12 protein-coding genes are annotated in these 12161 nt (G+C 65.0%); 2 read left to right on the forward strand and 10 right to left on the reverse strand.

What is annotated here, in order from left to right:
* Positions 1-128: 128 nt before the first annotated feature.
* The 5 genes from asd to leuC all read right to left on the reverse strand — a co-directional run bounded on the left by asd (position 129) and on the right by leuC (position 5329).
* The gene (gene asd, locus R5R73_RS11965; protein ID WP_322527643.1) at positions 129-1244 is read right to left on the reverse strand and encodes an aspartate-semialdehyde dehydrogenase; all 1116 of its coding nucleotides are present in this window, start codon (positions 1242-1244) and stop codon (positions 129-131) included.
* A gap of 112 nt (positions 1245-1356) precedes the next feature.
* Positions 1357-2436 (reverse strand): 3-isopropylmalate dehydrogenase, encoded by a 1080-nt coding sequence (gene leuB / locus R5R73_RS11970; RefSeq protein ID WP_071232142.1) that lies wholly within the window; start codon positions 2434-2436, stop codon positions 1357-1359.
* Positions 2437-2445: 9 nt separating this feature from the next.
* Complete coding sequence (locus R5R73_RS11975; protein WP_071232141.1) at positions 2446-3231, reverse strand: class I SAM-dependent methyltransferase; 786 nt, start codon at positions 3229-3231, stop codon at positions 2446-2448.
* Positions 3224-3868, reverse strand: a complete 645-nt coding sequence (gene leuD, locus R5R73_RS11980; protein WP_071232140.1) for a 3-isopropylmalate dehydratase small subunit — start codon at positions 3866-3868, stop codon at positions 3224-3226. The genes R5R73_RS11975 and leuD overlap by 8 nt, the downstream gene beginning before the upstream one ends.
* A gap of 12 nt (positions 3869-3880) precedes the next feature.
* Positions 3881-5329, reverse strand: a complete 1449-nt coding sequence (leuC, locus tag R5R73_RS11985; protein ID WP_322527644.1) for a 3-isopropylmalate dehydratase large subunit — start codon at positions 5327-5329, stop codon at positions 3881-3883.
* A 213-nt stretch (positions 5330-5542) separates the two neighbouring features.
* Between leuC and R5R73_RS11990 the strand changes: the two genes are divergently transcribed.
* A complete protein-coding gene (locus R5R73_RS11990) occupies positions 5543-6427 on the forward strand; it encodes a LysR family transcriptional regulator (RefSeq protein ID WP_110634460.1) in 885 nt (294 codons plus the stop codon).
* A gap of 108 nt (positions 6428-6535) precedes the next feature.
* On the opposite strand, the gene aroC is transcribed toward R5R73_RS11990, so the two are convergent.
* Both aroC and prmB read right to left on the reverse strand, forming a co-directional pair.
* Entirely contained in the window at positions 6536-7627 is a 1092-nt protein-coding gene (aroC, locus tag R5R73_RS11995) for a chorismate synthase (protein ID WP_110634457.1), read from the reverse strand.
* Positions 7628-7662: 35 nt separating this feature from the next.
* Positions 7663-8619: a 50S ribosomal protein L3 N(5)-glutamine methyltransferase gene (gene prmB, locus R5R73_RS12000; protein ID WP_322527645.1), complete on the reverse strand. Its 957-nt coding sequence runs from the start codon at positions 8617-8619 to the stop codon at positions 7663-7665.
* Positions 8620-8775: 156 nt separating this feature from the next.
* Between prmB and R5R73_RS12005 the strand changes: the two genes are divergently transcribed.
* The gene (locus tag R5R73_RS12005; RefSeq protein ID WP_322527646.1) at positions 8776-9345 is read left to right on the forward strand and encodes a Smr/MutS family protein; all 570 of its coding nucleotides are present in this window, start codon (positions 8776-8778) and stop codon (positions 9343-9345) included.
* A gap of 9 nt (positions 9346-9354) precedes the next feature.
* Here R5R73_RS12005 and R5R73_RS12010 read toward each other — a convergent pair whose 3' ends face one another.
* From R5R73_RS12010 to R5R73_RS12020, 3 genes are read right to left on the reverse strand one after another with little or no spacing between them, the layout of a single operon-like run.
* Complete coding sequence (locus tag R5R73_RS12010) at positions 9355-10431, reverse strand: patatin-like phospholipase family protein (RefSeq protein ID WP_322527647.1); 1077 nt, start codon at positions 10429-10431, stop codon at positions 9355-9357.
* Positions 10428-11309 (reverse strand): alpha/beta hydrolase, encoded by an 882-nt coding sequence (locus R5R73_RS12015; RefSeq protein WP_322527648.1) that lies wholly within the window; start codon positions 11307-11309, stop codon positions 10428-10430. Before R5R73_RS12015 ends, R5R73_RS12010 begins: the two co-directional genes overlap by 4 nt.
* Complete coding sequence (locus R5R73_RS12020; protein ID WP_322527649.1) at positions 11306-12112, reverse strand: alpha/beta hydrolase; 807 nt, start codon at positions 12110-12112, stop codon at positions 11306-11308. Before R5R73_RS12020 ends, R5R73_RS12015 begins: the two co-directional genes overlap by 4 nt.
* Positions 12113-12161: the final 49 nt, after the last annotated feature.

Genomic DNA, 12161 nt, shown 5'->3' on the forward strand with positions numbered 1-12161 from the left:
TGGAGTAAGCCTCGACTCACTCATCGGCAAGGACTGAATAAACTTGAGGACGAGATCATGGCACGAATGGCAAAGAGCCCTGCCAGTGGACACAGGCAGGGCTCGGGCAACTCATGCCGGCGTGATGCTCAGGCTTGGTCGCGGAGGATCTTGAGCATGCGCTTCAGTGGCTCGGCGGCGCCCCACAGCAGCTGGTCGCCGACGCTGAACGCGGTGAGATATTCGCCGCCCATGGCCAGCTTGCGCAAGCGGCCCACCGGGATCGTCAGGGTGCCGCTGACGGCCGCCGGCGTCAGATGCTTCAACGTCTCGTCCTTGTCATTGGGCACGACCTGGACCCAGTCGTTGTGCCTGGCCAGACGATCCTCGATCTCGTCGAGCGGCACGTTCTGCTTCAGCTTGATGGTGAACGCCTGGCTGTGCGAACGCATCGCGCCGATGCGCACGCAGAGGCCGTCGATGGGAATCGGGTTGTCGCCGGTGGCGAGAATCTTGTTGGTCTCGACGCCGCCTTTCCACTCCTCCTTGCTCTGGCCGCTCTCCATCGCCTTGTCGATCCACGGCAGCAGGCTGCCGGCCAGCGGTGCGCCGAAGTTGTCGACCGGGAACTCGCTAGCACGCATACGGGTGATGACGTCGCGGTCGATGTCGAGAATGGCGCTGGAAGGCGTGGCAAGATCGGTGGCGACGGCCGAGTGCAGCGAGCCCATCTGGGACAGCAGTTCGCGCATGTGCTTGGCGCCGGAACCGGAAGCGGCCTGATAGGTCATGGAAGTCATCCACTCGACCAGGTTGGCCTCGAACAGCCCGCCCAGGCCCATCAGCATCAGGCTCACGGTGCAGTTGCCGCCGACGAAGGTCCTGGCGCCCTTGGCCAGTTGGGCATCGATCACGTGACGGTTGACCGGATCGAGCACAATGGTCGCCTCGTCCGCCATGCGCAGGGTGCTGGCCGCGTCGATCCAGTAGCCTTTCCAGCCGGACTCACGCAGCGGCTTATAGACGGCACTGGTGTAGTCGCCGCCCTGGCACGTCACGATCACGTCCATCGCCTTGAGCGACTCGATGTCGTTGGCATCCTTCAGCGCCGGCACGTCGACACCGATATCCGGCCCGGCCTGCCCCGCCTGGGAGGTGGAGAAGAAGACCGGCTCGAGCCCGGTGAAATCATTGTCGTCCAGCATGCGCTGCATCAGCACGGAACCGACCATACCGCGCCAGCCGACGAATCCGACTTTCAACATAGTGGCGTACCCCGAAATATTTTGAATGTCGTGAATCGATGCGACGACCCATTTCGGTCGTCGCATCATCAGCAAGTGAAGACGTGAATGATATCAGTTTAGCGCATTCGGCTCAGGCCTCGGCAAAAGCCGCCAGCACCGCGTCGCCCATTTCGCTAGTGGAAACCTGGCGGGTGCCCGGATAGGCGATGTCCGCGGTGCGCAGGCCCTGATCCAGCACCTTGCCCACGGCGCGCTCGATACGATCGGCCAGCGCCGGCTCGCTCAGCGAGTAGCGCAGCATCATCGCCACCGACAGAATCGTCGCCAGCGGGTTGGCGAGACCTTGGCCTGCAATATCCGGCGCACTGCCGTGACACGGCTCGTACATGCCCTGCTGCTTCTCGTTGAGCGACGCGGACGGCAGCATGCCGATCGAGCCGGTGAGCATGGCGGCGGCATCGGAAAGAATGTCGCCGAACATGTTGCCGGTCACCACCACGTCGAACTGCTTGGGCGCGCGCACCAGCTGCATCGCGGCGTTGTCGACGTACATGTGCGACAGTTCGACGTCCGGATACTCCGGCGCCAGCCGGTTCATCACCTCGCGCCACAGGATGGTGACTTCCAGCACATTGGCCTTGTCCACCGAGCAGAGCTTCTTGCCCCGCTTCTGCGCCATCTCGAAGGCGACGCGACCGATGCGTTCGATCTCGGATTCGGAATAGACGTAGGTATTGAACCCGACCCGCTCACCGTCGCGCTCCTCGATACCGCGCGGCTGGCCGAAATAGATACCGCCGGTCAGCTCGCGCACGATCATGATGTCGAGCCCGGAGACGACTTCCGGCTTCAGCGTCGACGCCTCGGCCAGCTGCGGATAGAGCAGCGCCGGGCGCAGGTTGCCGAACAGGTTGAGATTCTTGCGCAGCCCCAGCAGCCCCTTTTCGGGACGCTTGCTCAGATCTTCCAGCGTATCCCACTTGGGACCGCCCACGGCGCCGAGCAGGATCGCATCGGCGGCCTTGGCCTTCTCCAGCGTGGACTCGGGCAGCGGATGCCCCTCGGCGTCGTAGCCGGCGCCGCCGACCAGCGCCTCTTCAAGCTCCGCGTCCAGCCCCGCCTCACGGCAGGCATTCAGGATCTTGACCGCCTCGGCGGTGATTTCCGGGCCGATGCCATCGCCGGGCAACACCAGAATCTTCTTGCTCATGCATTTTCCTCAAACGTGTTCTTTGGTCGCCCACAGCACCAGCATGTCCGTGGTGAAGGAGCCGTCATCACCGATCTCGAAGGCATCGCGGACTTCCTGACCCACCTGCTGCTGCAGATGACGGATCGCGTCGCGCATGACATCGGGCGTGCGCATTCGCGCAATCCAGGTATCGAAATCCAGCCGCAACCGCTGGCGCGAACTGGCCGTCACCACGAGCCCGGCCTCACCGACCATCTGCGCCCACTCGCTCGGTGCGTAATCGCGAACGTGGCTGGTATCCCGCAGCATCTCGACGGTCTGCAGGAAGCTGTCGAACAGCGGCTGCTCGGAAGCGGCGACATCGATGAACGCCGCCAGCCCGCCGGGTTTGAGGACGCGCCTCGCCTCGCGCAGCGCCAGTCCCACATCGCGCCAGTGGTGTGCGGAGAAACGGCTGCAGACGACATCGAAACTGTCGTCGGCAAACGGCAGCGACTCCGCAACGCCCTGAACCGTACGGATATTGCCGAAGCCGCGTTCGCGGGCCGCCTCGCCGACCACCTCGAGCATTCGCGGCGAGAGATCATAGGCCACGACCTCCGCTGCCAGATCGGCGACCTGAAAGCTGACATGCCCAGCGCCGCAGCCGAGATCCAGCACGCGGGGCGCGTCGAGTCCTGCGACACGCTCCCGCAACTGGGCGAACTCAGCGCCCTGGGCATGCACCTGGCTCGACAGATAGGCGCCTGCCTGGCCACCGAACTGGCGTTCGACCACATCGCTGTGGCCACCACGCTTGCCCGAATCACGCATCGCGGAACAGCCACGGATTCGCCGCACGATGACGGCTTTCATAGTCGCGAATGGCGCCGGCCTGCTCGAGCGTCAGGCCGATATCATCGAGGCCTTCCAGCAGACAGTGCTTGCGGAACGCATCGACCTCGAACGGAATCGCCTCGCCGCTCGGCGTGATCACCTGCTGTCCTTCGAGATCGATATCGAGACGATAGCCTTCGCTGGCTTCCGTTTCCTGGAACAGCCGGTCCACCGTCGCCTCGTCGAGCGTGATCAGCAGGATGCCGTTCTTGAACGAGTTGTTGTAGAAGATATCGGCGAAGCTCGGCGCGATCACCACGCGGAAGCCGAAATCGTCCAGCGCCCAGGGGGCGTGCTCGCGCGAGCTGCCGCAGCCGAAATTGCGCCGTGCCAGCAGCACCTGTGCGTCGCGATAGCGCGGCTGGTTGAGCACGAAGTCCGGATTGAGTGGACGGCTGGCCGCATCCTGGCCCGGATAGCCCTCGTCGAGATAGCGCAGCTCGTCGAACAGGTTGGGGCCGAAGCCGGTACGCTTGATCGACTTCAGAAACTGTTTGGGAATGATCAGGTCGGTATCGACATTGGCGCGATCCAGCGGCGCGACCAGACCCTGCAGGCGTTCGAACTTTTTCATCGTCTGGTCTCCTTAGGCACTCATCGCATCGGCGCGGTCATAGTCATAGCTTCGGACATCCACGAAGTGGCCTTCGATGGCGGCCGCCGCGGCCATCGCTGGGCTCACCAGATGGGTACGTCCACCGTAGCCCTGGCGCCCCTCGAAGTTGCGGTTGGAGGTCGACGCGCAGCGCTCGCCGGCGCCCAGCTTGTCGGCATTCATCGCCAGACACATCGAGCAGCCCGGTTCACGCCACTCGAAGCCCGCCTCGATGAAGACCTTGTCGAGCCCTTCGGCTTCGGCCAGCCGCTTCACCAGTCCGGAGCCCGGCACTACCATCGCCAGCTGGATGTTGTCGGCGACCTTGCGCCCTCGGGCGACCTTGGCGGCTTCGCGCAGATCCTCGATCCGCGAGTTGGTGCAGGAGCCGATGAACACCTTGTCGAGCCGGATATCGGTGATCTTCTGCCCGGCGCTGAGCCCCATGTACTCCAGCGCACGCGTCATGCCCTGCGTGACGGTCTCGTCACCGGCACTGGCCGGATCGGGCACCGCGGCGGAGACGTTGGCGACCATTTCCGGACTGGTGCCCCAGGTCACCTGCGGCTCGATCTCGGCGGCGTCGAGTTCGACGACCTTGTCGAAGTGCGCGCCCTCGTCGGAGACCAGATCACGCCAGGCTTCGACCGCCGCCGGCCACTGCTCGGCCGAGGGCGCGTACGGACGGCCCTTCAGGTAATCGATCGTGGTGTCATCCACCGCCACCAGCCCCACGCGGGCGCCGGCTTCGATCGCCATGTTGCAGATCGTCATGCGGCCTTCCATGGAAAGCTCGCGGATCGCGCTGCCGGCAAACTCAATGGCATATCCGGTGCCGCCAGCGGTACCGATACGGCCGATGATCGCCAGCACGATGTCCTTGGCGGTGATGCCGAGGCCCAGCTTGCCCTCGACACGCACCTGCATGTTCTTCATCTTCTGGGCGATCAGGCACTGGGTGGCGAGCACGTGCTCGACCTCGGACGTGCCGATGCCGTGGGAAAGCGCAGCGAAGGCGCCGTGGGTCGCGGTATGGGAATCGCCGCAGACCACGGTCATCCCCGGCAGCGTGGCGCCCTGCTCCGGTCCGACCACGTGGACGATGCCCTGGCGCTCGTCGTTGATCCGGAACTCCTCGATGTCGAAGCTCTCGCAGTTGGCATCCAGGGTTTCGACCTGAATGCGCGAGACGTCGTCGAGAATCCCGGCGTTACCGGCGCTGCGCTCCTTGAGCGTGGTCGGCACGTTGTGGTCCGGCGTCGCCAGGTTGGCATCGCGGCGCCAAGGCTTGCGTCCGGCCAGACGCAGCCCTTCGAACGCCTGCGGCGAGGTGACTTCGTGCAGCAGATGACGATCGATGTAGATCAGCGCCGAACCGTCGTCGCGCTGAGTCACCAGGTGCTGCGCCCAGAGTTTGTCGTAGAGCGTCTGGCTTGCCATGTGTTTTATCTCCTCCGTCACGCTGTCTGAAGCAGCTTGGTGACGTAACGCTTGCGAATCGCGACGCCGTGACAGCGCCTCGCGAATGGTGTGGCGACCAAGATACGGCGCCGTCATGCATAAAATCAATTCATCTTGATTATGCTTTGGATTCCATAACAGAATTCACTGATTCTGGTTCATCAATGCCACGTACGGAAAGCCAACGACGCCATGGACACCCAGAGCCTGCAAGCCTTCATCGCGGTCGCCGATACGACGTCGTTCTCGCTGGCCGGCGAGCAACTGCACCTCACCCAGCCGGCCATCAGCAAGCGCATCGCCACGCTGGAACATCAGACCGGCGCCAAGCTCTTCGACCGCATCAATCGCCGCGTCAGCCTAACCGAAGCGGGCCGGCTGCTGCTGCCCCGCGCCCGCCAGATCCTGCAACTGGTGGAGGACAGCCGGCGCACCTTGAGCAACCTGAGCGGCAGCGTCGAAGGCAGCCTGACGCTCGCCACCAGCCACCATGTCGGCCTGCACCGGCTTCCTCCAGTACTCAAGGCGTTCACCCAGCGCTACCCGCACGTCGATCTGGATCTGCGCTTTCTCGATTCCGAACAGGCCTATCACGGCGTCGTCGCCGGGGAGATCGAACTGGCCGTGGTGACGCTGTCGCCCCGGCCCAATCCGCAGGTGGAATCGGTGCCGGTGTGGATCGATCGACTGCGCTTCGTCGCCGCGCCCGACCATCCTCTGGCGGCACACGGCGAGCTGCCGCTGTCAGCGCTGGTGGACTATTCGGCGGTACTGCCGGGGCCGCTAACGTTTACTCGGGACATCGTGGTGGGATCGTTCAGTCGCGCGGGGTTGACCGTCGATGTGGCGCTTTCCACCAATTACCTGGAGACGCTGAAGATGATGGCGGGTATCGGGCTGGGCTGGAGCGTGCTGCCGGAAAGCATGGTCGACGACGACATCGCGGTACTACCGGTGACGCACCCCCCGATCGAGCGCCGGCTGGGCTACCTGGTGCACAAGCAGCGCACGCTCTCCAACGCCGGACGCGCGATGATCGCGGAGCTGGAGGGCGCGCGCCTCACTCCCGATGCCTAGGAACGCTATCCATCAGAGGGGCGCTATCTATCAGAGGGACGCTATCCATCAGAGGAGCGCTATCTATTCAGAGTGATGCTATCCACCAGGTCTGACCGAGGCGGGCTATCAGACCTGACCAAGGCGCGGCGTATCGACGTGAACGTCGCCGTTCTGGGCACGGTGGCGCAGCAGATGATCCATCAGCGTCAACGCCATCATCGCCTCGGCGATCGGCGTGGCGCGGATACCGACGCAGGGATCGTGACGCCCCTTGGTGACGACCTCCACCGGCTCGCCGTGAATGTCGATCGAACGCCCCGGCTGGGTGATGCTGGAGGTCGGCTTGAGCGCCAGATGCGCGACGATCGGCTGGCCGCTGGAGATGCCGCCGAGCACGCCGCCGGCGTGATTGGACAGGAATCCTTCCGGCGTCATTTCATCGCGATGCTCGGTGCCGCGCTGGGTCACGACATCGAAACCGTCGCCGATCTCGACGCCCTTCACCGCGTTGATGCTCATCAGCCCGTGGGCCAGGTCGGCATCCAGACGATCGAAGACCGGCTCGCCCAGCCCCACCGGCACGCCTTCGGCGACGACCGTGATCCTGGCGCCCACCGAATCCTGGTCGCGGCGTAGCTGATCCATGTAGGCCTCGAGTTCCGGCAGCTTGTCCGGGTCCGGGCAGAAGAACGGATTGTCGTCGACACCCTCCCATCCCTTGAAGTCGATCGCGATGGGGCCGAGCTGGCTCATGTAGCCGCGCACCCGAATGCCCTGCCGGGCGAGCCACGTCTTGGCGATGGCGCCAGCAGCAACGCGCATGGCGGTCTCGCGGGCGCTGGAGCGGCCACCGCCGCGATAGTCGCGAATGCCGTACTTGTGGTGATAGGTGTAATCGGCGTGGGCCGGGCGGAACTGCTCGGCGATCTTGGAATAGTCCTTGGAGCGCTGATCGGTATTCTCGATCATCAGTCCGATCGGCGTGCCCGTGGTGCGGCCTTCGAACACCCCGGAGAGGATCCGGACCTGATCCGGCTCGCGGCGCTGGGTGGTATGGCGCGACGAGCCCGGCCGGCGGCGGTCCAGGTCGCGCTGCAGATCCGCCTCGCTGAGTTCGAGCCCCGGCGGGCAGCCGTCGACGATGGCACCCAGCGCGGGGCCGTGACTCTCACCGAAGGTGGTGACGGTGAACAGTTTGCCGAAGGTGTTGCCGGACATGCGCGATCCTCAGGAAAGGGAAGAAAGATTCAGGTTCAGGCCGGATGAGACGCGGCGAAGTGATCCGCGTAGGTATCGAGATCCTCGGCGCTCAGCGCAAAGATCCCTTCCCCGCCGCGTTCGAACTCCAGCCACAGGAACGGCACTTCCGGGAAAGCCGCCTCCAGATGACGCTGGGAGTTGCCCACTTCGACGATCAGCATGCCGCCGTCGTTCAGGTAGGCGCGGGCTTCACGCAGGATGCGTCGGACGATGTCGAGACCATCGCGACCGGCGCCCAGCGCCAGATCGGGCTCGTGCCGATACTCCGCCGGCATGGCCGCCAGATCGCGAGTGTCGACATAGGGCGGATTGCTCACGATCAGATCGTAATGCTGCCCCGCGACGCCTTCGAACAGGTCGGACGCCACCGCGCGAACGCGCCGCCCGACATCATGACGCACGATATTCGCCTTGGCGACCTCGAGCGCTTCCACGCTGATATCGACCAGATCCACTTCGCAGGTGGGCAGGTAGAGGGCCGTGGCAATGCCGATACAGCCGGAGCCGGTGCAAAGGTCGAGCACATGCGACGGCGGAAACTCTTCGAACCAGGCCGAGAAACCCTGTTCGATCAGCTCGGCGATGGGCGAACGGGGGATCAGCACGCGCTCGTCGACCTCGAACGGGAAGCCGGCGAAAAACGCCTCGCCGAGCAGGTACGGCAACGGCCGACGCGACTCGATGCGACTTCTCACCAGCGCGACGATCCGGCGCCGCTCGATGCCCAGCAGACGCGCGTCGAGCACGGCCGGGTCGATGTCCCACGGCAGATGCAGCGCGCCCAGCACCAGGGCAACCGCTTCGTCCCAGGCGCTGTCGGTGCCATGGCCGAAATGCAGCCGATGGGCATGGAATTCGGAGGTGGCCCAGCGCAGGCAGTCCCGCACGCTGAACAGGTCTTCGACGATGGCATCGTCCGCTAGCGTCAGGGTCGACTGCGGTGGCGACATGGAAGGAACTCGCATCTGGCTGGAAAACGGACGACGATTGTACGCGCAAGGCTCGCGCGTTCACAGCCGGCCATGTCATGACGCGCGGAATCGGTTACCCTTCCGCCCGCTGAATCACTCAAGCCAAAGACAGCGGTCAGCAAAGGCACAATGGCAATGACCCACTCCTCGAGCGACGACGACGATCACAACGCCTTCCGCCAGGCACTGGAAGCGGCCGGCGTTCAGCGGCTCAAGCTCAACCGCGCGGCCACGGGTCGTCCGCGGCGCAACGCGCTCAACGCCGACGCGCGGCGTGAAGCCGCCGAGCAGGCGCCGCCGGTGGTGCAATCCCGGCTATCGGACGGCGGCGTCGAGGCGGTCACGCCGCATCAGCGCCTGGAATTCTCGATTCCGGACCTGCCACCGCGAACCTTTGCCCAGCTCAAGCGCGGTCACATCGCCTGGGAAGGCGGGCTCGATCTTCACGGCTACACCCTCGACGAAGCCCGTGTCGAGCTCGAATCGTTCATCGACGACGCCATCGCCAGTCGGGTTCGCTGCGTGCTGGTGGTACATGGCAAGGCACGCGGTTATCGCGGTAGCGGCGCGGATTACCCGGTGATCAAGAGCCACGTCAACACCTGGCTCAAGAACTGGTCGCGGGTGCTGGCGTTCTGCTCGGCGAGCGAGATCGATGGCGGCACCGGCGCCCTCTACGTGCTGCTGCGCACGCGCGGCGACTGACGAGCGGCGTCAACCGTGGCGCTTGGGCGAGGATAGCGGCAGCGGTAGACGTGCCTGCGGGTCGGCACTGCTGGCCGGGTGGCGGCGGCCATCGACCGGTTCGGCGGCGACGGAAGTCCGGTCCCGCTGACGCTCGTGGCGATCTAGGGCCTGGGCGGCGAGATAACGTCCCAGCTCGATCAGCGCCTCGGCGCGATGGAACTCGTAGGCACCGCACACGCTCTTGGGCACCTCGATCAGAATGTCGGGCGGATAACCAGCGATCTTGTACTTGGCCAGCGCGGCCTGAGTGATATCGAACGAGGCCAGCATCATGTCGAGCTTGCTCCAGGCGCGTTCGGTCTGGCTCGACCAGCTGGCGCTTTCCGAGGCTTCCTCTTCGTCGCTGAACGACGAGACCATTCCCTGCACCCGCGTGCGCACGTTCTTCAGCCAGCCGCTGAAGCTCTGGCCTTCGGCTTCGCGTTCGATTTCACGGGCATGCTCCTGGGCCGCCTGGTCGGCAGGCAGCAGCTCTTCCAGAGTCACGGGCGTCGGCGTCTGGGCGGTAGCATTGACCGCCAGCACGATTTCCGCGTCGACGGAGACCGTGGGAATGATCGGCAGCGGGTTCAGCAGCCCTCCGTCGACCAGCACGTGCCCGTTCTCCTGGACCGGAGTAATGATGCCGGGTACCGCGATCGAGGCGCGGATCGCGCGTAGCAGCGGGCCACTCTGGAACCACACTTCCCGCTGGCGGCTCAGATCCGTTGCCACCGCCGTGAACGGCATCGGCAGGTCCTCGATACGGATATCCCCGACCAGCGCCTCCAGCTTGGTCATCACCTTGCCGGCGCGCATGGCCCCCATGGCGCTCCAGGTAATGTCGACCAGACGCAGCACGTCGAAATAGTCGAGCTGGCAGACCCAGTCGCGATAGCCGTCGAGCTTGCCAGCGGCGTAGATACCGCCGATCAAGGCACCCATGGAGCAGCCGGAGATCGACGCGATCTCGTAGCCGCGCGCTTCGAGCTCCTCGATCACACCGATATGGGCGTAGCCCCGCGCGCCGCCGCTCCCCAGTACCAACGAGACGCGAGGTTTCATGACATGGACTCCACGACCGTCGATTGATGCCAGCGTACGATTTCCGAGGTGACCTGCGCCACTCTGATGCCCTCCAGATGCAGATGATGTCCGCCGGAGACAATGCGCCGCTCGAGCCTGTCGATCCGGCGACAGGCCTCGCCAAGGTGCGGCCGCTGCGTCAACACCCCGGCGGTGGCCTGCAATAGCAGCACCCGGGCGCGAATGGCGGCCACCGTTGCCAGCATCTGGTCCGGCGTCCAGCGCAGCAGCGACGGATGGACCAGACGGCGGTCGGTTCGCCAGTAGTAGCGCCCGTTCTCCTGCCGGCCGAGATTACGCTCGACGATGGGCCGCGCGGTATCGGCATCGATCCGGGTGACGCCGCCACGAACCCTCGCCGCGACCGCCTCGTCGATGCTCGCATAACTGCCGGCAGCACTGCGTGAACGCCGCCGCGCCCGCAACGCCGCTTGCAGCTGCGTCACCGTCTCGCCGGGTTCATTGGTGGTCGAGGCGAGCCCATCGATCAACACCAGTCCGTCGACCCGTTCCGGCGCGGCGGCAGCGATCAGACTGGCAATGCCGGCGCCCATCGAGTGGCCGACGAATGTCGCCGAGTTCAGCTCTAGGGCGTCCACGGCGTCGAGCACGTCCGGCACGTAACCCCACAAAGGATACTCGGCCCCCGCGCCACGATGCGGTGAATGGCCGTGCCCCGGCAGGTCCAGCGCCACCAGGCGAATCCCCAGCGCAGTGGCCAGCGCGGGCGCCAGGCGGGAAAACGTCGCGGCGTTATCGAGCCAGCCGTGCAGGGCGACCCAGGTGGGCGCGGCATCGTCGCCCCAGCTCAACGCGGCCAGACGCCCTTCACCCAGAATCATTTCTCGTGCCCTCAAGACTCTTCTCCCAGCATGTCGTCGATGGCTTCCAGAATCGCCTGACGGGTCGCTTGCGGATGCTCGAACGGAAACATGTGACCACCGGGCACACAGCGCAACCGAATGCCCAGCCGCGATAGCGTGCGTCGCCGCTCGGGCGTCAGCAGATCGGAGTCTTTACCGGCGATCACGGTCAGCGGCACCTCGATCTTGCGTAGCACCGAGGTGAGATGATCCGGCAGGTGGCGAAACACGGCGGCCTCGGTACGCGGTGCATAGCGCAGCTTCGCCGCGCCGCTATCGTCGACGATGGTCGTCGCCCCGGTGACGTAATCCTCCATCGCGGTTTCGGTAAAGCCCTGGAACAGCGAACGGCGACGCAGCGAAGCGGCCATGGCTTCCCGGCTGGGCCAGACCTCGCGACGGCGCAGCGTCTTGCCGGCCGGCGTCACCCGGTCGACGAAGCCGGCTAGCTTGGCAAACTTCAACATCCAGGCGTCCCGCCCGAGCAGCAGCGGCGGATCCAGCGCCACCACGGCGCGAAAGCGATCCGGCGCCTTGGAGGCGGCCATGATCGAAAGCACGCCACCCATGGAGTGCCCCACGGCGACGATCGGCGTCGACAACGACTCGGTGGCCGACAGGTACTCTTCGCGCAATGCCAGCCAGTTCCGCCCTACCGGGAACTGGGGATCATGCGCCAGGCGGTCCAGCGGATGCAGTTCGAAATGCGTCGCCAACGGCGACAACAGCGTCCGGTAACTGGCACCGGTAAACCCGTTGGCGTGGGCAAAGACCAGTGGATAACGCAGCATCGACATCTGAATTCCCTTAGACTATCGGCTAATCGGCTATAAATGCATGGCTTCA

The sequence above is a fragment of the Salinicola sp. LHM genome, from assembly GCF_034479735.1.
In the GTDB taxonomy this organism is placed as follows: domain Bacteria; phylum Pseudomonadota; class Gammaproteobacteria; order Pseudomonadales; family Halomonadaceae; genus Salinicola; species Salinicola salarius.

What these genes read in the sequence shown, in the direction of transcription:
- prmB (WP_322527645.1), bottom strand. Translation starts at nt 8,619, where the DNA reads ATGTCGCCACCGCAGTCGACCCTGACGCTAGCGGACGATGCCATCGTC.
- R5R73_RS11990 (WP_110634460.1), top strand. Translation starts at nt 5,543, where the DNA reads ATGGACACCCAGAGCCTGCAAGCCTTCATCGCGGTCGCCGATACGACG.
- aroC (WP_110634457.1), bottom strand. Translation starts at nt 7,627, where the DNA reads ATGTCCGGCAACACCTTCGGCAAACTGTTCACCGTCACCACCTTCGGT.
- leuC (WP_322527644.1), bottom strand. Translation starts at nt 5,329, where the DNA reads ATGGCAAGCCAGACGCTCTACGACAAACTCTGGGCGCAGCACCTGGTG.
- leuB (WP_071232142.1), bottom strand. Translation starts at nt 2,436, where the DNA reads ATGAGCAAGAAGATTCTGGTGTTGCCCGGCGATGGCATCGGCCCGGAA.
- R5R73_RS11975 (WP_071232141.1), bottom strand. Translation starts at nt 3,231, where the DNA reads ATGCGTGATTCGGGCAAGCGTGGTGGCCACAGCGATGTGGTCGAACGC.
- R5R73_RS12010 (WP_322527647.1), bottom strand. Translation starts at nt 10,431, where the DNA reads ATGAAACCTCGCGTCTCGTTGGTACTGGGGAGCGGCGGCGCGCGGGGC.
- R5R73_RS12005 (WP_322527646.1), top strand. Translation starts at nt 8,776, where the DNA reads ATGACCCACTCCTCGAGCGACGACGACGATCACAACGCCTTCCGCCAG.
- asd (WP_322527643.1), bottom strand. Translation starts at nt 1,244, where the DNA reads ATGTTGAAAGTCGGATTCGTCGGCTGGCGCGGTATGGTCGGTTCCGTG.
- R5R73_RS12020 (WP_322527649.1), bottom strand. Translation starts at nt 12,112, where the DNA reads ATGTCGATGCTGCGTTATCCACTGGTCTTTGCCCACGCCAACGGGTTT.
- leuD (WP_071232140.1), bottom strand. Translation starts at nt 3,868, where the DNA reads ATGAAAAAGTTCGAACGCCTGCAGGGTCTGGTCGCGCCGCTGGATCGC.